This window comes from Rhodovibrio sodomensis, assembly GCF_016583645.1.
Lineage (GTDB): Bacteria > Pseudomonadota > Alphaproteobacteria > Kiloniellales > Rhodovibrionaceae > Rhodovibrio > Rhodovibrio sodomensis.
The window spans coordinates 20,368-40,765 of record NZ_NRRL01000003.1; the positions used below are offsets into that span (position 1 = coordinate 20,368).

General features: G+C 67.5%; 21 protein-coding genes. 6 read left to right on the top strand and 15 right to left on the bottom strand.

Features of this window, described 5'->3' with window-relative positions; all coding sequences use genetic code 11:
• Window positions 1-19 precede the first annotated feature (19 nt).
• Window positions 20-1,753 (top strand): ATP-dependent helicase, encoded by a 1,734-nt coding sequence (locus CKO28_RS02575; protein WP_200338971.1) that lies wholly within the window; start codon window positions 20-22, stop codon window positions 1,751-1,753.
• A gap of 23 nt (window positions 1,754-1,776) precedes the next feature.
• On the opposite strand, the gene CKO28_RS02580 is transcribed toward CKO28_RS02575, so the two are convergent.
• Window positions 1,777-2,256, bottom strand: a complete 480-nt coding sequence (locus CKO28_RS02580; protein ID WP_200338972.1) for a hypothetical protein — start codon at window positions 2,254-2,256, stop codon at window positions 1,777-1,779.
• A gap of 106 nt (window positions 2,257-2,362) precedes the next feature.
• Window positions 2,363-2,884: a hypothetical protein gene (locus CKO28_RS02585; protein ID WP_200338973.1), complete on the bottom strand. Its 522-nt coding sequence runs from the start codon at window positions 2,882-2,884 to the stop codon at window positions 2,363-2,365.
• A 46-nt stretch (window positions 2,885-2,930) separates the two neighbouring features.
• On the opposite strand from CKO28_RS02585, the gene CKO28_RS02590 reads away from it, so the two are divergent.
• Complete coding sequence (locus tag CKO28_RS02590; RefSeq protein ID WP_338050044.1) at window positions 2,931-3,707, top strand: AAA domain-containing protein; 777 nt, start codon at window positions 2,931-2,933, stop codon at window positions 3,705-3,707.
• A 45-nt stretch (window positions 3,708-3,752) separates the two neighbouring features.
• Here CKO28_RS02590 and CKO28_RS02595 read toward each other — a convergent pair whose 3' ends face one another.
• The 3 genes from CKO28_RS02595 to CKO28_RS02605 form a co-directional block, all read right to left on the bottom strand.
• Window positions 3,753-4,466 carry a hypothetical protein gene (locus CKO28_RS02595; protein WP_200338975.1) on the bottom strand — a complete coding sequence of 238 codons (714 nt, stop codon included), beginning with the start codon at window positions 4,464-4,466 and terminating at the stop codon, window positions 3,753-3,755.
• Between the two features lie 129 nt (window positions 4,467-4,595).
• Window positions 4,596-5,999, bottom strand: a complete 1,404-nt coding sequence (radA, locus tag CKO28_RS02600; RefSeq protein WP_200338976.1) for a DNA repair protein RadA — start codon at window positions 5,997-5,999, stop codon at window positions 4,596-4,598.
• 4 nt (window positions 6,000-6,003) lie between these two features.
• Window positions 6,004-6,306, bottom strand: coding sequence for a hypothetical protein (locus CKO28_RS02605; protein ID WP_200338977.1), 303 nt, complete (start codon window positions 6,304-6,306; stop codon window positions 6,004-6,006).
• 563 nt (window positions 6,307-6,869) lie between these two features.
• Between CKO28_RS02605 and CKO28_RS02610 the strand changes: the two genes are divergently transcribed.
• On the top strand, window positions 6,870-7,796 hold the full coding sequence (locus CKO28_RS02610) for a replication initiation protein (protein WP_200338978.1): 927 nt from the start codon (window positions 6,870-6,872) through the stop codon (window positions 7,794-7,796).
• A gap of 8 nt (window positions 7,797-7,804) precedes the next feature.
• Here the strand turns inward: CKO28_RS02610 and CKO28_RS02615 are convergent, their stop codons facing one another.
• From CKO28_RS02615 to CKO28_RS02625, 3 genes are all read right to left on the bottom strand, one after another.
• Window positions 7,805-8,314: a hypothetical protein gene (locus CKO28_RS02615; protein WP_200338979.1), complete on the bottom strand. Its 510-nt coding sequence runs from the start codon at window positions 8,312-8,314 to the stop codon at window positions 7,805-7,807.
• Between the two features lie 62 nt (window positions 8,315-8,376).
• Entirely contained in the window at window positions 8,377-8,700 is a 324-nt protein-coding gene (locus tag CKO28_RS02620; RefSeq protein ID WP_200338980.1) for a hypothetical protein, read from the bottom strand.
• A 3-nt stretch (window positions 8,701-8,703) separates the two neighbouring features.
• Entirely contained in the window at window positions 8,704-10,812 is a 2,109-nt protein-coding gene (locus CKO28_RS02625) for a DNA topoisomerase 3 (RefSeq protein WP_200338981.1), read from the bottom strand.
• A gap of 187 nt (window positions 10,813-10,999) precedes the next feature.
• Here CKO28_RS02625 and CKO28_RS02630 point away from each other — a divergent pair, with 187 nt between their 5' ends.
• Genes CKO28_RS02630 through CKO28_RS02640 form a run of 3 tightly spaced genes read left to right on the top strand, consistent with a single transcriptional unit; the run spans window position 11,000 to window position 14,851 of the window.
• Window positions 11,000-12,223 carry a hypothetical protein gene (locus tag CKO28_RS02630; RefSeq protein WP_200338982.1) on the top strand — a complete coding sequence of 408 codons (1,224 nt, stop codon included), beginning with the start codon at window positions 11,000-11,002 and terminating at the stop codon, window positions 12,221-12,223.
• Between the two features lie 17 nt (window positions 12,224-12,240).
• Window positions 12,241-14,241: a hypothetical protein gene (locus CKO28_RS02635; protein WP_200338983.1), complete on the top strand. Its 2,001-nt coding sequence runs from the start codon at window positions 12,241-12,243 to the stop codon at window positions 14,239-14,241.
• Between the two features lie 4 nt (window positions 14,242-14,245).
• Entirely contained in the window at window positions 14,246-14,851 is a 606-nt protein-coding gene (locus CKO28_RS02640) for a hypothetical protein (protein ID WP_200338984.1), read from the top strand.
• A gap of 45 nt (window positions 14,852-14,896) precedes the next feature.
• On the opposite strand, the gene CKO28_RS02645 is transcribed toward CKO28_RS02640, so the two are convergent.
• From CKO28_RS02645 to CKO28_RS02675, 7 genes are all read right to left on the bottom strand, one after another.
• A complete protein-coding gene (locus tag CKO28_RS02645; RefSeq protein ID WP_200338985.1) occupies window positions 14,897-16,039 on the bottom strand; it encodes a deazapurine DNA modification protein DpdA family protein in 1,143 nt (380 codons plus the stop codon).
• Window positions 16,036-16,815, bottom strand: a complete 780-nt coding sequence (locus CKO28_RS02650) for a PRTRC system ThiF family protein (RefSeq protein WP_200338986.1) — start codon at window positions 16,813-16,815, stop codon at window positions 16,036-16,038. The genes CKO28_RS02645 and CKO28_RS02650 overlap by 4 nt, the downstream gene beginning before the upstream one ends.
• Window positions 16,812-17,552, bottom strand: a complete 741-nt coding sequence (locus CKO28_RS02655) for a PRTRC system protein B (protein WP_200338987.1) — start codon at window positions 17,550-17,552, stop codon at window positions 16,812-16,814. Before CKO28_RS02655 ends, CKO28_RS02650 begins: the two co-directional genes overlap by 4 nt.
• Window positions 17,549-18,760: a PRTRC system protein F gene (locus CKO28_RS02660; protein WP_200338988.1), complete on the bottom strand. Its 1,212-nt coding sequence runs from the start codon at window positions 18,758-18,760 to the stop codon at window positions 17,549-17,551. Before CKO28_RS02660 ends, CKO28_RS02655 begins: the two co-directional genes overlap by 4 nt.
• A gap of 49 nt (window positions 18,761-18,809) precedes the next feature.
• A complete protein-coding gene (locus tag CKO28_RS02665; RefSeq protein WP_200338989.1) occupies window positions 18,810-19,058 on the bottom strand; it encodes a PRTRC system protein C in 249 nt (82 codons plus the stop codon).
• Between the two features lie 13 nt (window positions 19,059-19,071).
• Window positions 19,072-19,959, bottom strand: a complete 888-nt coding sequence (locus tag CKO28_RS02670; RefSeq protein WP_207168726.1) for a PRTRC system protein E — start codon at window positions 19,957-19,959, stop codon at window positions 19,072-19,074.
• A gap of 121 nt (window positions 19,960-20,080) precedes the next feature.
• A complete protein-coding gene (locus CKO28_RS02675; protein ID WP_200338991.1) occupies window positions 20,081-20,344 on the bottom strand; it encodes a hypothetical protein in 264 nt (87 codons plus the stop codon).
• Window positions 20,345-20,398 lie beyond the last annotated feature (54 nt).

The window sequence follows — 20,398 nt, forward strand, 5'->3', positions numbered from 1 at the left end:
CGCGCGTCCGGAGGCGGGGATGGACATCGATCAGCTGAATCCGGAGCAGTCGCGCGCGGCCGCGCACCTCGATGGTCCGATGCTGGTCGTCTCCGGGCCCGGTACGGGCAAGACGACCGCTCTTGCGGCCCGCTATCGCGAGCTGCTGCGCCGCGGGGTTGAGCCCGAGCGGATCTTGGCGATCACCTTCACCCGAAAGGCCGCCCAGCACATGTTGGCCCGGATCACCCGCGAGGTCGGGGTCGAGGCCAAGCGCACCGCGATCGGCACCTTCCACTCGATCGCCCTGTTCGTGATCAAGAACTGGCCGCAGGCCTTCGGCGAGCTGCCGAGCCGACGTATCCTGGGGGACAGCGAGCCGGAGCTGATCGTGCTCAAGCTGGCAGGCGAGCTGGATGTCCCCAGTGACGGCCTGGCGGATGCGATCGAGCGGTACAAGGATCAGCTGATCACCCCCGAGCAGGCGATCGCGGACGCCCGCAAGGCGCAGGGTGTCGCGCGTCACGGCGCGGAGGTGCGCGCGCGGGTGTACGCCCGCTACCAGAAAGAGCTCGCGCAGCGGAACGCGATCGACTTCGGGGACATCGTGATGGCGGTCGTGCGCGCGATGGCGCAGGACAAGCGTCTGCTGGCCACCCTGCGGGAGCGCTATACCCACGTGATGATCGACGAGTTCCAGGACATCAACAAGGCGCAGTACCGCCTGGTTCAGCTCCTGGCCGGGAAAGGGGGCAACGTCTGGGCGATCGGCGACCCGGATCAGTCGATATATGGGTTTCGCGGATCTGACATCCGCTACATCTTGAACTTCGATCGCTTGTTCCCCGGGCGCCGGCGGATCGAGCTCGTGCAGAACTACCGGTCGTGTCAGGGCATCCTGGACGTGGCGACGGGACTGATCTCGAACAACCGGCTGCGCTTCGGCGCCAAGGAGCTGCGCGCGTACCGGTCCGATGCGGCGGCGCTGCGGCTGCACGAGGCCCGGGATTCCATGCACGAGGCCGAATGGGTCGCCGACGAGATCGAGCGCCTGGCCGGGGAAGGCGTGCCCTACGAAGAGATGGCAGTGCTGGTGCGGGTGGCGCACCACGGTACCTGGATCGAGCAGGCGCTGTCGCGGCGCGGCATTCCGTTCGAGCTGCTGGGGGTCACCAACTTCTGGACGCTCACGGAGGTGAAGCGCGCGCTGCGTGCGATCCAGGAAGTGACCGGCACGCAGGTCGCCCCCGACAGTGAACCGACGCCGCGCTGGCTGATGGAGAAGATCGGCGAGCCGAGCGGGAACTTCGTCAAGGACGCCCGGTCGGTGTGCCATGCCGTGGCGCGCAGCCCGAGCAAGGTGATCACCGGACAGCGGCGCGAAGCGTGGCAGGCCGCCATGAACGTACTGGCCGAAGAGATCAAGGTGCTCGGCTCGCCGAAGGCGTTCGGGGACTTCGTGAAGGCGCGCGGCGCCGTCGGTCAGCGGGGCGATCAGAAGGGTGTTAGTCTGGGCACGATCCACGCGGCCAAGGGGCTCGAGTGGTCGGCCGTGTTCCTCGCCGCCTGCGAGGAAGGTGTGCTGCCGCACGCCAAGAACGACGACATCGAGGAGGAGCGGCGGCTCGCCTTCGTCGCGATCACCCGGGCGCGGAGCTTTGTTGGGGTCTCCTACGCGTTGAGCCGCGGCCGTCAGGAGGCCGCGCCGTCGCCGTTCGTCGGTGAGATGCTCCGGGCCGCCGGACCTGGTCTATTCAAGCGCTCATCTGATTAGGTGCGCGCCTGACCCTGGGCCCCTCAGTCGCGCGCATGCGGGTCGAGCAGGCGCCGGCACGCCTTGCAGGTGATTCGCGCGTCCGGGGCCGCCTGGCCCCAGTCATGGGGCACGAGATCTGGCTTGCACAGGGCTTCGCCCGGCCGTCGTTTAAGCCGCCCTCTGAGGACCGTGTCGGCCGCGACCGCATGCACGACGGTCCGGCGCTGCTGGCCGGTTCCCGACGAGCCGGCGGTGAGCTGGTCGGCCCGCAGCGCGCGCATCGGGTCGAAGGCGAAGCCGTAGGCCTGGCGCTGGCGATCGTAACGCGTCCTGCGGTCGTCCTCTGATTCGCCGCCCGCGTCGAGCACTTCGGCCCAATCCGAACTCGATCGCGCCTCGACAGACCGCTGACGCGCGCGCCAGTCCTCAATCGAAAGCCCCGCAGCGCGGGCGCGCTCGTGGTCGAGGCTGTCCGGCTGGCGCTGGCTTGGCCAGACCCAGAGGCTCCATTGGATTGCCATCACAGGCTCCAAGGATCGTTACGCCGATCCGGCAGGCCAACTCAAGCGCCTGCGGGTTATCGTGAGGTAAATGGGGCCGGTTCGGCAGCCTGGCCGACGGGGCAGGCTAGTCCGACAGGGCCGAGCGGGGGCGGGAGAGGCGCTCGAACTTGCCGAGATCGACACGGACGCCATCGGAAAGACGGCGGTCGGCGCCGGCCCTGGCGTCGAAACCGTGCAACTCCTTGAATCGCGGGCACAGGGCGCTGTCCGGCGCGTCGACAGCGACGTCGAGGCGAGCAACCTCGGCTCGCAGCGCCTCCCGTAGAGCCCAGGGTATGGGCAGCGCTTTCTCGTCGGAGTCGAGGGTGTCCAGCGCGTCGACGACGTCGACGGGCTCGACGTAGACGGCGACCTCGGCATCGTCCGGTAGCCGCGACAGGAGATCCGTCAGGACGGCCATCAGGAAGGTGCGGTGCCGCCCGGCCGCGCCGGCGACCAAGCACGGGTGGATCTGTTCGACCCGGTGCAGGGGGCCGCTGTAGCCGATTACCAGCGCGGCTCCGGTGGCGGCGCCATTCGGCCCCCGCGGATCCGGGTGGTGCACGACGAAGACCTGGAAGGCTTCTCCAGGGATCGTTCGGTTCACTATTCTGCCGGCCTCTCTGCTCGCGACTACCAACTCCCCGGATGTGGTGGCGCGGCGACCGGGTTGCCGCAGGGCCGCCAGACGGGAGGGGTCCGCATGGGGCTTGGGGCAGCCGATACAGCCTCGATCCCTTCCAAGCCAGTGGTGCTCTTGGTTGCCGCTGCCCGGTCTTTCTCGGGCGTCGGACGGCCGCGCTTGTCGAGCAGTATCGGATGGATGCGCGGATCGCCGAGCTCGTCAGCGTCCTGTTCTATGCCGGCGCGCTCCGGAGTCCGGCCGGCGTCCGGGATCCTCTTTCGGCTGTCTTGCCGACGCTCGCGGTGGTGGGCACTTCTCGGTTGGATCCCGAGGCCGTGCGTGTGCCGGCGGGTCCCGACGCAACGATGTTCACGCCGAGCTCATCAGCAAGCTGCTCACGCCCCTGGAGGCACTGCTGCCGCCGGAAGCGTCCCTGGGTGTCGTGACGCCTTACAGGGGACAGGCGCGGCGCGTTGGCCGCGCGCTGCAGGCGTCGCGCTGGAAGGGAGCCGCAGGAACGGTCCATAGCCTGCAGGGCGAGGGGCGTGACCTGGTGATGTTCGACACGGTGGAGGCGACCGGCCTGCCGCTCGGCCGGTTTTTCGGCTGGCATGGCGAACCGCACCGCGACGTCGGGGCGCGACTGCTTAACGTCGGCCTCTCCCGCGCACGGACGCATCTGATCGTGCTGGCCGATGTGCCTTACCTGGAAGGCCGGGTATCACGCGGCGCGCCTTTCGGCAGGCTGCTGGCCATGGCACGGGAGCGCGGGCTCGTGATCGAAGCAACCGCTTTTCTGGAGTAGGTATACCGGGGCCTGTGAGCCGCATCGGCGAGGCCTCACAGTCCGTTACGCCGCCAGACCGCTGCTGCAGATCACGTGAGCGCATTCGGCTTCGAGCGTCTCCGGACTGCCGGTCCGCGCGGCCGCTTCAAGCCGGGCGCTCGCCTCTGTAAGGGCCCGATGACGCTCGGGCGGAAGATGCCCGCGCAGGGTGGCCGGATCCGCCTCACGCAGGTGGGCCAGGATGTTGCCGGGCGTCACGCCGCCGATGGACCCGCCCATGGCCAGTCGGGCAACGAGGTAGTGCGTCAGGGCACAGCCCCCGGATTTGATCGAGGCGTTGAGGTGATGCAGGGCGAGCGCGTGGCTGCGCCGTTCATCGATGGCGATCTCGGCCAGGAGCGCGTGCGCGTGCGCTACGGCTTCGCGGAGTTCGGTCGCGAGGACGCTGGTGCTGTCGTCCCCGGCCGACCGGTCCATGCGCGCGTTCAGCATCTTCAGGGCGCGGATGACCTCGGCCTCGACCCGCTGGATCGCACGGGCGCGATCGGCCACAGGGCGCTTGCGCGCGGCGACCAACTCGCGCTGACTGAGCGCGATTGCCGCGAACGGGCAGACCTCCGCTGCGATCCCCAGTTCGAGCTCCCGGTAGCTCACTGAGCCCGAATGGGTCTCGCGCGCCAGGGCGGCGCGGGCGCGGAGGCCGTTCAGGTAGGCCCGGCGCTCGGCGGGCGTCCGGGCGCCACCGTAGGCGTTCTCGTCGTCGATCAGGGTCGCCATGTCAGGGTCCTCCGCTCTGTCTGAGCAGGAGGTGGGTTCGAAGATACAAATACGGTCAAAAAATCGATCAAGAACCGTATTCGGTCGCGTATGCCCCGTATTTCCCGGACGAACGTTCTCCGGCGGTGGTCAGGCGGCGCTCTTGGCGGGGCCGCCATCCGGGGCGGCGCCGCGGGAGGTGAAGTCGCCGACGAGTTCGATCAGGTTGCGCAGCGGACGCGTCGATTTCGGGCCGGATGCCCGGCGTTCATCGGCCTTGCGCGGCAATGGTGTGATCGCCGCCGCGAAGCCGAGTTTGCGCGCCTCCTTGAGGCGCTTGTCCGCGCTCACGACCGGGCGCAGCTCCCCGCCCAGGCCGACTTCGCCGAACAGGACGGTGTCGCGCGGCAGCGGCTCGTCGGTCAGGGCTGACAGCAGCGCGGCCGCGACGGCGAGGTCGGCGGCCGGCTCGGTGATCCGGAAGCCGCCACTGACGTTCAGGTAGACGTCGTTCTGTCCCATTAGGACGCCGCAACGGGCCTCGAGAACAGCGATGACCATGGCAAGGCGGCCGGCATCCCAGCCGACCACGGTACGCTTGGGTGTGGCGTAGGCGGAGGGCGCGACGAGCGCCTGGACCTCGACAAGGATGGGCCGCTGGCCCTCCATGCCGGCGTAGACCACCGAGCCCGCCACATCGCCGCGACGGTCCATGAGAAACAGCTCGCTGGGGTTGTCCACCGAGCGCAGGCCGGAATCGGCCATCTCGAAGACGCCGATCTCGTCGGTGGCGCCAAAGCGGTTCTTGTGCGCCCTGAGGATCCTGAAGTGCTGGCCGGTCTCGCGCTCGATCTGCAGCACCGCGTCGACCATGTGGGAGAGCATCTGCGGTCCGGCGATCGCGCTCTCCTTGATGACGTGACCGACCAGGATCATCGCGACGCCAAGGTCCTTGGCGGCACGGATCAGTTCCTGGGTTGCGGCGCGAAGCTGGGTGCCGGTGCCGGCCGCGGTGTCCAGATGGGAGACCGTCATCGTTTGGATCGAGTCGACGACGGCGACCTTGGCGCCGGTGCTCTCCAGGGTGGCGGCCACGGTCGAGGCGTCCGTGCTGGCGGTCAACGAGAATCCCGAGGCGCCGAGGCCGAGCCGCTGGGCACGCAGTCGGACCTGCTCGATGGACTCCTCGCCCGAGACGTAGAGCCCGCCGATCCCGTCAGCGTCCAGGGCGGCGAGAACCTGCAGCAGGACGGTCGACTTGCCGACGCCAGGGTCTCCACCGAGCAGCATGACGGAGCCAGGCACGAGGCCGCCGCCGGCGACTCGGTCGAACTCGTTCACGCCCGTCACCAGCCGCACGACGGGGCGCGAGGGGCCATCGAGGCGGACCACGCCGGCCGGCGCGGCTGCGGCCTGGGTGCGGCCACGCTGGGCCTGGGCGCGCTCTTCGAAGGTGTTCCACTCGCCGCAGGAGGGGCACTGTCCCGCCCACTTGGGCTCGACGGCGCCGCAGTTGCTGCAGTGATACTCCGAGCGAGTTCGGGTCTTGCCCACGGGCTCAGCCCTCCTGGTCGACAGTAAGGATCTTCAGCGGCTGGCCCTCGAGCGGAATCAGGACCATCTTGTCGCCTTCGGTCCGAAGCCGGTACAACTGACCCCGGTACCTGACATAGTCCCCCTGCCAGAGGGTCAAAAGCCTGCCATCGGCACGGAGCAGGACCTGGTTCCCGATAATCGCGGTGATCACGACGTCTGGGTCCGCCTCGGCTGGCTCGAGCGTGCTGTAGCCGGAGGCGTGGGCGAGGCCCGGGAGGGTGGTGGTGAGCAGGGCCGCAAGGCCGATGGCGCGGGCCAGGGTCATGGGGGGCATCCCTCGGTTCGTGCTGATCACGACGGAGATGGGATCGCGACCCGGCTCCGGTCCCCCTGGTCATGCAATCGGGGCGCCCGCGCCCCGCCCGAAGGGCGTATCTTCCTCTTCCTTCCCCTTACTTCTCTTACTTCCCTTACTTCAGGGCCCTCGGAGTCCCGCGGAATCGCTGGGGTTTTGGCGGGTGATCCTCAGAGATGTTCGACATAATCCTCAGAGATCTTCGACATGATCCTCAGAGATTTTTGACATCATCCTCAGAAATGTTCGACATGATCCTCAGAGATCTTCGACTTCGGCGGCGAATGCACGATTGCGTGCTCTGTGAGGGCACAAAAATGTGCTCTATAAGTGGGATTAACTCACTGAAAACGTTGAATCGGAGGGGAGCAATTGCTCCCCTATTGCGCCCTTAAAAGGGGCCTGAAGGGGCCGGGTTCGGGTACCTTCGCCGGTTCTTCATCCGATCGCGGGAGGATCGGCGCGAGGCTCTGCGCGTCGGTCCGGTTTGGTCGGCCGCCTCATGGGCGCTCGGCACGGAAGAGCTGGCCGATATGTCGAAGATTTCTGAGGATGCCACCGTGCCACACACGATCCCACCTTCCGATCCTGTACCCGAATGGCAGGACGCCGAGATGCAGCTACAGTTCGAACTACCGGGCGAGACCGAGCGGGGTGCCGCGACTGGAAACCGCAAGAGCAACCTGACCCGGCCCCGGGTCAGGGGTGATCTGATGGAGGGCACGGCGGATCTGCCGAAGCCGCGGGGGCTGATCGAGATCATCGACCAGGGCGAGCTGCATGCCGATGACCGGAAGCTCTACCTGGTTCTGCTCGCGATCTCGTGGGACCGGCTGGCCGACCCGCGCTTCCCGGGGCCGTTCGAGGCGCCGGCCGCTGACATACGATCCGCCATGGGCCAGACGACCCAGCGCGGCAACAGTCAGCTGCGGGGATCGATGCACCGATTGCGGCACACCGACGTGCGCTTCCCGATGCTGGTGGATGGCAATGAGAACGAGGTCGTCTGCGGACTGCTGTCGATGCAGTCGGTGCCGCGGGGGCGGTCCGGGCTGGTGCAGTGGAACTTCGAGCCCGTGCTGCGCCCCCACCTGGCGGAACCCGGCAAGTGGGCGTGGATCCACCTGCGGGTCGCGAGCCGGCTGCGCAGCCGGTACGCCGGCATCCTCTACGAGATGCTCGCAGGCTGGGTGAACACCCAGAAGCGCTTGTGGAACGTCCCGATTGCCGATCTTCGGGAGTTCCTCGGCGTGGAGGGGAAGTTCGCCGACTGGGGGAAGCTGCGCTCACAGGTGATCGAGCCGGCGCTGGCCGAGGTCAACAAGCACGCGCCGTTCACCGTCCGCTACGAGTCCTTCCGCGCCGCAGGGCAGAAGCGGGTCGAGCGCGTGGTGTTCCAGGTCACGCCGAAGGATGATGCGACGTTGCCGGGAGCGGGTGCGATCGTGCGGCGCGGCTAGTCGATGCCTTAACGACCAGCGATCCGGCGGAAGTTCCGGTTGCCGTCCGGGCCGGAGATGATGTAGCCGAAGTGCTTGATGTCGAGCTGGCGCAGGCGAGGGCCCTGCGGTCCGGTGAACGCCAGCCACGCCGCCAGCGAGACGACGGCGCTTGCGCCCTCCGGGCGGAGGTGCTGGTTGGCGGCGACGCACTGCAGGATGGCCTCGCGCGCGAACGCCCGGCCGTCGTCGCCGCTTTTCCTGTTCGCGTCGATCACCGGCTGGACCGAGCGGATCATGTCGTTGATCTGCTCCCAGCTCACGTTCAGGTCCAGAGTGGCTCCGTCCCACTCCAGCGAAAACGCGATCGCGCCTTCTTCCGGGGGCAGTTCGACGAGGTCGCCGTCGACGCTGCGTCCTGCCAGTCCTTCCGACTTTACGAAGTCCAGGATATGCCGGTCGTAGGCCGGATCCGGAGCGGTTCGGGGATCGAGGCGGCGCGTGTTGCGCGTACTCGCGCGGGTCTTGATGTCGGCCATCTGAGTGGGCTCCAGGTGGTCGCTGACTCCTTGGAGTGTATCAGGTCACGCTCGGTCGCTCATCAGGCTTGAGGCGTGATCTCGCGGCGCCAGAGCTTTTCGAAAAAAGCCCGTCGGAGACGGTCGTTGCGGGCACTCAGTCCGGTATCGTAGGCTGCAGGGGCCTTGCCCGGCTTGAGCGCCATGAAGCTCTGATACGACTGGATCTCGACCCGCGAGGCCCGACGGATGCCGAGCTTCGCCTCGATCGGGAGAAAGTCGAGCTGCCCGCTCTCGCGCAGTTCGCGGGCTCGCCGGGTCGCGTCCTGGTCCGAGATCGCGTCGACCAGGGCGCACGCGGCGAAGGTGCGGGTCGCGGTGGTGGCGACGACGGTGTAGTAGGCCACGGTTCAGCTTTCCTGGTCCGCGCCGAGCCATCCGCGCTCGACGAACGGGGCTGGGTCGGTGTCGGGATGGATCATCCAGGCTTTCTTGTCCGGGTTCCAGATCGCGCCAAGGCTTTTGGCCTCCTCGCGCTTCTCGTAAGGGACCTTGAGCGGTCGCCCCTTCGCGATCGTCTCCTCGCGACGTTTGGCCCAGTCGCTACCGTTGCCCTTCGGGCGCGCGGCCATCGCGGCCTTACGATCAACCTGCTGGCCGGAGGCGGAGAACATGGGCAGGTCGTTCGCCCCCTTGAGGTGAGCGACGTCTCGTTTGATCTGACCGGCGATGTGGCCGATGAAGTCCTTCGTCGAGGCCTTGCCGGCCGCGATCTGCTCCAGGTAGTCCTCCCAGAGCGCGGTCTGCACAGGGTCGGCGTAGCTCGGCAAGGCGGTCTCAAGGGCCGCGATCAGTCCCATGCCACTATCTGTGGGGACCAGTTTCTTCTTCTTGGTCTCGATGAACTTGCGCTGCTTCAGGGTTTCCAGGATCGCGGCGCGGGTGGCCACCGTGCCCAGCCCGGACGTTTCCTTGAGGCGCTTGCGCGCTGCCTCGTCCTCGACGTACTTGGCCACGTTCTCCATCGCAGCCAGCAGCGTTTTTTCGGTGAACCGGGTCGGCTCCTTGGTCATCTTCTTGACCGTCTCGACCTTGGTCGCCGTCCCGATCTCGCCGTCCTTGATGTCCGGCAACTCGCCCTGGTCGCTCTCGTCCTCTTCAGAGCTCTCCTGCGTTTCCTCGGGAACACCCTTGAAAGCCATCTTCCAGCCCAGGGCCGTAGGGACGGAACCGCCTACCCGGAACGGCACGCCGCCGGCCTTCAGGATCATGCTGGTCGCGAGGTACTCGTAATCGGCCATGTGGGCCGCGAGGTAGCTGCGCGCGACCAGCAGGTAGACCTTGGCCTGCTCGTCGGTGAGGTCGGCGAGATCGCAGGGTTTGAGCGTCGGTACGATCGCGTGGTGGGACGCCTTGCCGGCCTTGGCGTCGTCGTAGTGACGTTTGCGCACGATCGGCTTGGCGAGTTCGCCGGAGAGTGGCTTCAGGTCCGGCAGGGCGAGCAGGTTGGACAGGATCTGTGGGATGCGCTCCTGGTGCTCCTCGAACAGCACCGTTCCGTCGGTACGTGGATAGGTGAGGACGGCCTTCTCGTAGAGCTCCTGGGCCAGCTTCAGGGTCTTGTCGGCCGAGAAACCGTAGCGGCTGTTGCAGTCGCCTTGCAGCTTGGTGAGGCTGTAGAGTTCCGGCGGCGCCGTCTTTTTCGGCGTGGTCTGTCGCTGGATCGGACCGGACTGCCCCTCGGCCTGGGCCCGGCCGCGCTCGATCCGATCCGCGTCCATGATCCGCTTCTCGGGCGGCGGCGCGAAGCGCATCTTGACCTGCTTGCCCGTGGCGGTGTCGACGTGCGCGAGCAGCTCGTAGTAAGCCTCCGGCTTGAAGTTCCGGATCTTGCGTTCTAGCCGGACGACCAGCGCGAGGGTCGGCGTCTGGACCCGCCCGATGCTGAACGGCCGTGCCCCCTTTTCCGGGGCGCGCAACTTGATCGTAACGCCGCGCGTCATGTTGATGCCGACCATGAAGTCGGCGCAGCAGCGGGCGAGCGCGGCGAAGTAGAGCGGCTTGGTCTCCGCGCCGTCGCGCAGCGCAGCGAGCCCCTTGCGGATGCCCTCGGGCGTCAGATCGGCGATCCAGAGGCGTCGCGGGTTGCCCTGATACTTGAGGTGTACGAGCACCTCCCAGGCGATCATCTCTCCCTCCCGGTCGGCGTCGGTCGCGACGACGACGTCGGTGGCTTTCTTGAGCAGGCTCGCGATCACCTTGATCTGCTTGGCGGCGCCGCCGTTCTTCGGCCGGAAGCGGAAGGGCGCCGGGATGAAGGGCAGAGTCTCCCACCGCCAGGGCTTCAGCGCCTCGTCGTACTCCTCGGGCATCGCGGTTTCGAGCAGGTGACCGAAGCACCAGGTCACCAGGCTGCCGTCCTTGCAGACGATGTGCCCGTCGGCCTTGCTGGCCACGCCGATCGCGCCGGCGATCTTGCGCCCCTGGTCGGGCTTCTCGGTCAGGTAAAGCGTGGGCATCCGACGTGACATCCCGGGTTACGGTAAAACATATACCGGATATAGGTTCGATGCGGTCAAAACGGCCGTTTTGTCGCTGGGAGCGTTGCGCGGAGGCCTCCGGCCGCCAAATTCGATGGTGTGGGCGCCGGTCGATCCGGGCGCCTGTCAGCGCACAGTTTGCGCGCCCGTTGCGAGGGAGACCGGTATGAGCGACGACATCCAGATCGAGGACACCAAGGCGGCGGTGACGTACCAGCCGCTGTATGTGATTCCGGCAAGTCACCCCGAGCAGCGGAAGCTCCCGGAGGACGAGCGCGACGAGACGATTGCGCGGGCGGGTGGAGCGAGCCCGGTCGAGGGCACCGATCATTGGCGCCTTCCCGATGGTGCCGACAGCGATGCCGCACGCCGGGTGCAGCGCCGTTTCTCGACCAAGGCCGCGAAGCGGCGCATGGAGGCGGCCGTGGTCGAGGCGAAGGAGGCGGTCGAGCGGGCGGGCCGGGCGGACCGACTGATGCTCGCCCGCGCGGCCAACGCGGAGGTCGAGGCGCATGGCCTCACGCCCGCACGTCCGCTGCCGGAAAACGCCGGCGATCCCGAGGCGGAGCGGTATTACTACTACACCGCGCGTGAGGCCGAGAGTCCCTACCACTACAAGCTTCTGGACACCAAGGCCCAGGAGCTGGGTGTCAAGCTGCTGATCGATCGCGACCGGAACTCGCCGCACTGGGGGCTGCGCTACACCATCGAGAAGCCGCACCCCGAGCTGGAGGCGTTCCGCACCGAGGAGGCCAAGCGCGACCGGGCGGAGAGCTTCCGGCGCTACTCCGAGGAGAAGACTGCGACCAAGTCGGCGGCCGCGACCCTGACCAGTGACAAGCGGATCAATATGGTACCGCTGACCCTGGCCGATCCGGAGAAGGATCCGGAGCTTTACAAGCGCGCCCATGCGGCGATCGGCCGGATCGGCACCGCCCGGCTGAAGAAGCTCGTCGAGATCACGACCGAGGCGCGCGAGGAGATCTTCACCGAGGAGCGCAAGCTGAAGGCGGACGGGAAGCGCCTCCAGTTCTGGCAGATCAAGCGGATCGGCACCCTGTCCCGCGCGATCGCGCGGGCGCGAGAGGTCCTGGATGAGCGCGCCAAGGCTGGAGAGAACTATCACGGCGGCGCGCCGGTGGATGCCCGGAATGACACCGGCAAGGCGCGTCCCGGAAGTTACTACGATCAGCAGGGCCGCGGGGGCGTGAAGGCCGCCGCCGGCAAGTCCAAGCCGAGCGAACGGGCGACGACCCCGGCTGAGAAGTCGGCACAGAGCGAGCAGGGCGATGACGCGCCGGCGACAGCGCCCGGGGACACCAGCGCTTTCCTGGCGAAGAACCCGAAGGCTCGGGGCGCAACGAAGACGCGCGGAAATGAGACGCGCTGAGACAAGGGGCGGCGGTCATGAAGGGTGATGCGCGGTTCGAGGAAGCCAAACTGCGCGAGCTGCTGAGCGAGGGCGCCTCCGAGCCGGCGCCGGCGAAGACGGAGCCCGCCGCACGGCTGGATACGCACGCGGATGAGAGCGGTCCGGAGCCGGCCGACGACGGTGTGACCGCGCAGCGCTACGTTGGCCTGCACGACTTCTATGCACTCGCCGCGATGCGCGGCGACGTCCGGAACGAACAGAAGATTCTGGAGGCGCGCACGGAGCTCGCACTGCAGATCCGCGAGCGCCCAGACGAGATGATGAAGCTGGCGACCGACCGGCCGGAGCTGCTGCGTCAGCTCGATGTCGACGTGCGCTCGGCTGAGGGCGACCCGTCGCTCGCGCCCGGCGCCAACGACCTCGCCGGCCTGCTGGCAAAGCCGATTACCGACCAGACGGATCCGGAACAGGCGCGCGAGATCCACCAGCAGGTTTCGGGCCTGCTGCGCGATCCCGTGAAGATGTACGTTCATGCGCGCGGCCGGATGCGTGCCGCCGCGATTGCCGGGGAGGACCCGGCCATCGTGCATCAGCTGGGTGTTCTGCGCGCGCGCAGCGCCGAGATGATCGTCAAGAACCCGAGCCTGATGATGCGGATCGGCGCCAACGATCCGAAGGCGGCCGAATCCCTGATGGGGGAGCGGGAGGGGCTTGGTCAGGTCTCGCCGGCGCAGTGGGCACGGGCGCGGACGATGGCGGCCGAGTACCTGCGGCTCGACGCGGCCGTGCGGGCCGAGGCGCGCGGAAACGGCGGCGAGTACGCGCTGCTGCGCGACCAGCGTGAGGCGCATGTGCGCGCGATGCGCCAGGCGCCCGAGAGCTTCGTCGTCGCGGGGCAGATGGCCGGGCAGAAGGGGCAGCGGTTTCTGGCCCAAAAGGTGATGGGCGAGTTGCGCGAGGACGAGCAGGATTACGGCGCGTTCAAGGAGCGCTTCCTCGCTGAGAACCAGAATGCCAAGCACAACGTGGTGGCGCTGTACGCCGCGGTGAACAAGCGCCTGAGCTGGGCCGAGGTCACCGGCAAGGGCGGTGCCGACATCAAGCACATGGCGCGGTTCAGCGAGGAGATGGCGTTCGAGATCGGCAAGAGCTACGCCGCGGTGGGCGAGCTCTCAAAGCGTCATCCCGACCTCAAGGAGAAATGGACCGCCGATGCTTTCATGTCGCGCCAGCGCATGGACAGCCGGCGCGAGGAGATGGCGCGTCAGGGCGATTCCGATCAGCGCGAGGCAGCGCGCGATGAAGGCGTCGGCGCCGGCGACAAGCGAGAGCAGGTACAGGCGGAGAAGGCGGGCCAAGCGGACGAGAACGCGTCCGGCGACCTGGCGCGCGAGATCGAGCGGGAGCGCAAGGGCATCAACCGGGCTGTGGCGCGCGGCTACGCCGAGCGTCGCCGGGATCTCAAGGAGGTGATGGGGCGCGTGAGCGAGGATGACGCGATCCTCGCGCTCCCGATGACCCGCGGGGCGGCGAGCCCCAAATCGACGCCGAAGGCGCCGTTTGGCGCGGGCGCGGTGGACAAGGAACTGGACAAACTCGATCGGCCGACCGTAACGCGGCTGTTCCAGAACAACGTCGCGCTGCAGAAGCGCATCCGGGAGGGGAAGGGCTGGAAGGAAGGCGGCGAGACCGACAAGCAGGCGATGTTCGTTCAGCATGATCGTCTGGAGCTCGGTCGCCGTGCGCTCGTGGAGAAGATGGCGCGGGAAGGCTGGATCACCGAGAAGGAGGCCGCGCCGACGATGCAGCCGCTGCACAGCGACATCGGCAAGCGTCTTCCCAAGTGGATGACCCGCGATTACGACGGCGCGCTGCAGCGCGGCGACAAGGAGGGCCGCTGGAAGGCCCTGGCCCGCGCGACCGGCAACGTCGCGAAGGAGTCCGGCCGGGTGTCGGTGAAGGCGAGTATCGCCACGTCGACCCTGACGAAAAAGGCCGGCGGCGACTTCATCGGCGCACTGGGCGAGTTGAGTTAACGCGATGGCCTCGGGTGTTCGCGAATTCCTGTACGTGCCGGCCTCGGAGGTCGAGGAGGCGCTCGCCCTGGGCGCGGTTCAGGTGCCGGGTGACGCGCGGCTGGCCAAGCCGCGTCCGCTTCCGGTCGATGTGCCCGAGGTCGCGTTCGATCGCTGGCGCACGACGGCGTCCCGCTACCGCTGGTGTATCGAGCTGATGACGCGCGTGCTCGGCGATGTCTGGGAGCGCCGGCCGCACGAGAAGGCACCACCGAACCTCGACGAGCTGTTCCGTGCGCTCTCGAGCGGCCGCGGCGAGGACCAGCGGGTCTATCTGTACGTGCCCCTGCATGACGCGCCGAAGGTGCGTGAGACCCCGGGTCTCAAGTGGGATCGGCGGGTTCGCATGTTCTACGCGACCCCGAAGGCGAATCTGAACGGCCTATTCCAGTACCTGACGCCTGAGGCGCGCCGCACATGGGAAGCCGAGCGGACCACGCTGCGCACGGTGGACATGCTGATGCGCGAGCAGGCGCGCCGGGAGGTCGAGCGGCGCGACGAGGCGGACGGCGATCGTGACGTCGGCGAGGATGAGCTGGACCCGGCCGCTGCGCGCGACGAGCGCGAGTAGAGCAGCCACGGGCGCTGGCGATCGGTTTTCCCGGCGCTCCGGGCACTACCTGCGATCCGCCGATGCTTCCGCGATGTGTTCACAGGCGCGCTCGTAAACGAGCCGCGGGCACAGATCGTCGATCTCGCCGCCAGCGACCTGCTCGATCGTCTCATGGGCGACCCTGGACATCTCGCGCTCGAGCGCGTCGGCTGAACACGCGCGCTCAGAGGCGGGCGCCTGGCAATCCATGACCGGATGGTTGGACGGCGCATCGGTCGCCGGCTCGCGCAAAGCCTGGGCAAGGACCCGGCGGTTGCGCTGGTACCAGTCACGCAGGAACTGCGCACGCGCAGCCTGCGTTTTCGGTTGGCCCTGCTGGTAGAGCTGCCTGCTGGCCCGGAAGTCCCAGGCCGCACTGTCCGCGCTCGCGATGCGGTCGGGGTAGCGGCGGACCAGCTGCGCCAGGGCCTGACTCTTGACCCCGAAGAGATGGAATCGCACAGGCGGCTTCAGATCCGCGTCCAGGCGGGAGATGATCGCCAGGGCGCCGTTCGGCCCGTGCATGCTGCGTCGACACATACTGCCCAGCCCGACGAACTCCGGTGCGCGGCCGAGCAGGTCGTAGCAGCGGACGTAGTGCTCCGGTCGCCAGCCCTGGAGGACGGGAAGCAGCGGCACGCGCAGCCCATGGTCCTCTGTGTAACGGACGGCCTCGTGATACGCGCGGGCGGTTAGCGCGACTCGGCGCAGAACCTCGTTCTCGCTTCCGGCGATCTCCGGCTCGCAGGCGAAGTCCAGGACGGCTGCCCAGGTGAAGCGGCCGCGCTCGGCCATCCGCAGGTAGGACGAAAGTCCCCAGAGGTAGTCTCCGTAGAGGCGATGTGCTACGAAGCCCGCGCTGTCCAGGGCAACATCGTGGGATGCCAGCGGCGCGGGGAGATCTCGCCACGCGCGAAAGGTGGCCAGCATGCGGCCAGCGTAGAGGTCGAACTCCCGATCCAGGCGGGCGCCTCGCAGGTTCGGGTGGCTTCGCGCGAAGGCGTTGCGCAGCCGCCGGCGCTGGTCACTCGATAGGCGGTCGGCGTTCGACTTGCGGGCAAGCCGGTTCGCGGACACGAGCAGGGGCGCGCCCATCTCGCGGGCTGCGCGGAGCAGCGGGCCATCGTTGAAGTCGCTGATGCCGACGCGGAAGGTGAGTTCGCTCATGCGGCTTGGCCGCGGCGGGCGTAGTGACCCAGGACGGCTGCGGTCGCCGCCAGGGACGTCATCCGGCCATCGGCGAGGTTCACGAACCAGGCGAAGCGATCAATGCGCCCCGAGCGGAAGATCCGCCACAGGGCGTCAAGGGCCACGGTCGCCATCATCTGGTTGATGAACGCACTCTGACGGGTGAGGCTCTCCGCGAGACTGCAGGACGGGCCGTCATCTTCAGCGCCCGCACTGTCGGTCAGGTGGGGGAACAGCTCCAGAACGGTGGGCAGACGCGGTGTCTCCGGCCGGTCGGGCACGGGATGGCCGAGAACGACCTGACCCCAGGTCGTTTCGTTGCCGAGGTCGAGCCACAGCGCCGCGTTCACCCGTTCGGCGGCGGCGCCGATCTCCAGTCGGGCGGTCACGGTGTCCACGCAGCCGATCAGGAGATCACAGTGCCGGATCGTCGCCGTGGCGGTTTCGAGCGTAAGCCGCTCCACACGCGCTTCCCAGCCGACGCCGTACCAGAGGTTGAGCCGATTGATCAGGACGTCCGTCTTGAACTGACCGAGGTCGGCGGGTGCGAACAGTTGGCGACCGACGTTCGCCTGGCTGACCCGATCCGGGTCGACGGCAACGACCTCGAGACCGGGATGACCCACGGCCAGTAGGCATGTGTGCAGGCGGGCGAGCCCGGAGAGGACCTGGCTGCCCGACCCACCGCAGCCGGCGAGGCAGACCTTCACCGGGCGAGCGTAGAAGCTGCTTGGCAGCGGGATGTGGTCGATCATCGCTTTGCACTCCCGCTCGCGATCACGGCATTGAGTGTGTAGCCGCTGTCCACCAGGGCATCAGTGGGGAAGTGCTCTGTCTGCTGCTCGATCAGGCGCTGCCACAGGCCGAGCACGCCCAGGCGGTGATTGAGGCGTTTCTGAGTGCCCATCGGGTTCGCGTGCGAGAAGGCGCTGTCGTGCCAGCCTTGGGTCCAGGCCTCGATCTGATCCGGGCCATGGCGATCGGGGACGCGCGAACTGCCGAGGCAGACGGTGCCGTCGTCGTAGAGGTTCAAGTAGGGGGCGTTCATCAGTGGCGTGCCCGGGGTGGGTCGCTTGTTGTCGCGCAGGGCAAAAACCCGCAGGTGGCGGCCACTGGCGACTAGGACGAGGGCCGGCTGGGCGGCCTTGCGGCCGTTGTTGGCTTTGTCGATCTTGTCGATTGCGGGCCTGGCGAAGTACATCTCGCGCCGACCTGCGGGGATCCACCAGACGGTTCGGTCGAGGCCGTTGGCGAGGATGTTCTCGGGCAGGTACTCGCATGAGGTCGTGGCGCCAGAGACAAGATCGCGCGCGAGCGCGGTCAGCGCGCGGCTGCCGATCAGCTCGCCGGGTTTCAGGGAGGGTGTGCTGTCGGTGGCGCGGATCTGATGCCGCGTCGCCACGGCGGCCCACCCATCGCTGTAGATCAGAAGCGCTTCTGTCAGCTCGAAGCCGGATCCGTTACGGATGGCCGTTCGGGTCTGGATCGTCATTGGTCCTCCTCGACGAGGAGCTGGAGGAGTTGGTCCGTGGCACGGAGGATGTCGAAAGTGGCCTTGAAGTCGTTCAGGACGGTTGCCGCGCGTCCGGGTTCGGCCGCCGGCACCGTGCGCCGCGTGACGTTGCCGACGCTCCCGTGCTGCTGTGTGTACTCGGCCCAGTCATCGAACAGGCGGAGCATGGCGTCATCCGGCGACCAGCGAACGACGGTGCAGAAGCATTGATCGCAGTCCTCGAAGTCGACCAGCGCGAAATTGGTGTCTGGGTCCATCCACAGTGGCCATTTCTGCTTATGGGCAGTCTCGAGGGTGCTGCTGCAGAGTTCGATGAGTTCGGTCGGCAGCCGCTTGATCCAGGGGCCGAGGATGACGTCGACGGCGCGTTCCAGGCTGTCCTGGAACGGGTTCCAGCCGGATCCGCGCAGTGCGGGAGAGGTGTCGGTCGTCCAGCGCGGCATGTAACCGAACGCCTCCTGGTCCGAGATCAGGTCGAACTCGGATGGATGCTCTCCCATGCTCATAAGCTCGGCACGGGCCTCGCGTTGGCTCTGGCATCCATGCCAGTGGAGCATCTCCAGCTGATAGCGGGCGATCTCCGGGGTGAACAGCGGGACGCCCTTGTTGCCAGCCACCTCGAGGCAAAGCAGGACCGCGCGCGCGGGGCGGGTGTCGCCCCGGCACATCTGCATCAGCTTGCGGCCGATCGGCGGGCAGTGAACTTCGCCAAGGCTGAGGATCAGATTGAGGTGGTCGCCGGCTTCCGGGTGCGCGAAGCCGTAGGCGTCCGGCTGGACGTCGTTGTCGATCGTCAGGATCAGGTCATGGAGCGCGGGCTCGAAGCCGCCGGTCAGGCCGTCGACGAGTGCGCGCTGGATAGCCTGCTCAACGCTCTCGGAGATGGCGAGGGTGTTGCTGTTCAGCCAGCCGGCATGCACCAACCCCTCCGCGATCGTGAAGTCGAGATCCTGGCGATCGCACAGCTCGATGCGGTTCGGGATCTCGCGCGGCAGAGCCGGTAAGCTCAGGGAAGCGGCGGCAGGAGCTCCGACGGGAGACTGGCGGACCGGGTGGTGCCGCGCAGCCGGATCGCGTTCGCCAGACTCGTCATCTGTGCCTGCAGTTCCTTCGGGGCCTGTGAGGAGTCCAGGGAGCAGCAGTCGGTCTGCTTGGTCCTGCGAAGACGTCGTAGCCAGAACCGGCATCGATCGATCTCCTGCGCGCTTGCCTGCGATCCCGGACAGCTCTCGACCGTCATCCCTTGACGCCGGCGTTTGGCTGGAAGGTGTAGATCATCTCGCCGTCCCTGAACTCGGGCCCCTTCGTCGTGGCCGTCGCCAGCTCTGGATAGGTCCCGGAGAAGATGTCGCGCACCGCCTCAGGGCTGGCGCTCGGATCCGGGTCCGGCAGAACGCATCCCTGCCAGTGGAAGACGCGCTTGAGCTCCTCGATGCGCGGCTGCTGTGCGGCGCCGGTGTCTTGGTCGTTCGTCGGCTTGGTCATCTGACCGGTCTCCCTAGCTCGTCGCGTCGGCCATCACCGACCACGCGGTGAGGATCGACAGGATATCGTTGGGCAGCGTGCCATCCGGGTTCGCGCGCTCGCGGACCGCCTTCGACAGCTTGCCGGCGAGGGTCTTGCGGTTGCTCTTGGGAAGCTTCGTCTGCTCGCTTGCGGGGAGCACCTGCTTTGCGATGGTCCTGAGTTCGACGATCCCGAAGCCCTTGAAATAGGCCTCGTCATAGTGCGCTGCGGTCTGGCTGTTGCTGCTGGAAGCGGTGCGCTGATCCGAGGCCGCTTGGGTCGGCGCCTTCGAGGTGTCGGCCTGCTGGGCCGATTTGCCGCCGGTCGCCTTGGCGACTCTGGTCTCGGTGGCTCCGGTGGAATCGTCGGTCTTGCCTGTCTTCGTCTGGCGCGCGCCGCCGGCGGTGCTGGACGCGCTCGAACGTTTCGAGGCCGCAGGGCTACCGGATGCTGACTTGGTCGCGGTTGGGCCGGTCTGGGCGGCCGTGCTGCCTGGCTTGGCAGTGCCCTTCGACGAAGACGCTCCGCCGGTCTTTTGCGTGGAGGCTTGGGTTTTGCTCGCACCACCGGTGGAGGCGCTCTTGGTCTTGCTAGCCTTACTGGCTTCGGCCTTGCGCGTCATCTCCGCCTGGACCTTGGCCATTTGCTGGGCAAGGTCGTCGCGTGTGGCCGTGTAGCCGGCGATCAGGCTGGAGAACTGCTGATCCAGGTCGGGCGCCATGCCGGTCAGCGTGAAGGGGTGGAAGAGGCTCGCGTCGAGACGTGTGTCGGTGCGCTTCGGCAAGCCCGTAACGCGGATCTGGCCGTCGTGCTGCAGGCTCAGGTGGAGGGTGACGTCGGTCGATCGGAGAAGCGGTAGAAGTGCTGAGAACATCGCCATGTCCATGTGGTCCGAGAGAGCTTGCTCGCTTCCCTGAGAGAAGCGGCCTGTGCCAAATGGTACATGGGTGCGTTTTCGATTTTGGGCGGCAGCTTCCTGGATCGCTGCTGCGGGGCGTCCTTCAGCCGTCCTCGTCGAGGGTGTGCCGGGTGACCACGCCGATCGAGCGTGAGGTCCAATCGGGCCGGCTCTCCACGTTCCGGCTGCCGCAGGACCCGCAACGGGCGCGTCGACCGACGTCAGGGACGGGAAAGTCGCCACCCAGCTTGTCGGCGAGCGGGCTTGGGTCCATCGACCGATGGTAATGACAGTTGTTGCACCACAGCCAGACACCCAGTTCGTCGGCGATCATGTCGTCGAGTGTCGCTGGCCGCGCGTCGGTCATGATTGAGGTGCCTTGGGGCTAGGGACAGAAAGGGCCGCCCGAGAGGTGGGGCGG

Coding starts and splice junctions, on each gene's coding strand:
- CKO28_RS02575 (WP_200338971.1), top strand. CDS start 20: ATGGACATCGATCAGCTGAATCCGGAGCAGTCGCGCGCGGCCGCGCAC.
- CKO28_RS02580 (WP_200338972.1), bottom strand. CDS start 2,256: ATGGCAATCCAATGGAGCCTCTGGGTCTGGCCAAGCCAGCGCCAGCCG.
- CKO28_RS02595 (WP_200338975.1), bottom strand. CDS start 4,466: ATGGCGACCCTGATCGACGACGAGAACGCCTACGGTGGCGCCCGGACG.
- CKO28_RS02605 (WP_200338977.1), bottom strand. CDS start 6,306: ATGACCCTGGCCCGCGCCATCGGCCTTGCGGCCCTGCTCACCACCACC.
- CKO28_RS02610 (WP_200338978.1), top strand. CDS start 6,870: ATGTCGAAGATTTCTGAGGATGCCACCGTGCCACACACGATCCCACCT.
- CKO28_RS02615 (WP_200338979.1), bottom strand. CDS start 8,314: ATGGCCGACATCAAGACCCGCGCGAGTACGCGCAACACGCGCCGCCTC.
- CKO28_RS02625 (WP_200338981.1), bottom strand. CDS start 10,812: ATGCCCACGCTTTACCTGACCGAGAAGCCCGACCAGGGGCGCAAGATC.
- CKO28_RS02630 (WP_200338982.1), top strand. CDS start 11,000: ATGAGCGACGACATCCAGATCGAGGACACCAAGGCGGCGGTGACGTAC.
- CKO28_RS02635 (WP_200338983.1), top strand. CDS start 12,241: ATGAAGGGTGATGCGCGGTTCGAGGAAGCCAAACTGCGCGAGCTGCTG.
- CKO28_RS02640 (WP_200338984.1), top strand. CDS start 14,246: ATGGCCTCGGGTGTTCGCGAATTCCTGTACGTGCCGGCCTCGGAGGTC.
- CKO28_RS02645 (WP_200338985.1), bottom strand. CDS start 16,039: ATGAGCGAACTCACCTTCCGCGTCGGCATCAGCGACTTCAACGATGGC.
- CKO28_RS02650 (WP_200338986.1), bottom strand. CDS start 16,815: ATGATCGACCACATCCCGCTGCCAAGCAGCTTCTACGCTCGCCCGGTG.
- CKO28_RS02655 (WP_200338987.1), bottom strand. CDS start 17,552: ATGACGATCCAGACCCGAACGGCCATCCGTAACGGATCCGGCTTCGAG.
- CKO28_RS02660 (WP_200338988.1), bottom strand. CDS start 18,760: ATGCCGGTTCTGGCTACGACGTCTTCGCAGGACCAAGCAGACCGACTG.
- CKO28_RS02665 (WP_200338989.1), bottom strand. CDS start 19,058: ATGACCAAGCCGACGAACGACCAAGACACCGGCGCCGCACAGCAGCCG.
- CKO28_RS02670 (WP_207168726.1), bottom strand. CDS start 19,959: ATGGCGATGTTCTCAGCACTTCTACCGCTTCTCCGATCGACCGACGTC.
- CKO28_RS02675 (WP_200338991.1), bottom strand. CDS start 20,344: ATGACCGACGCGCGGCCAGCGACACTCGACGACATGATCGCCGACGAA.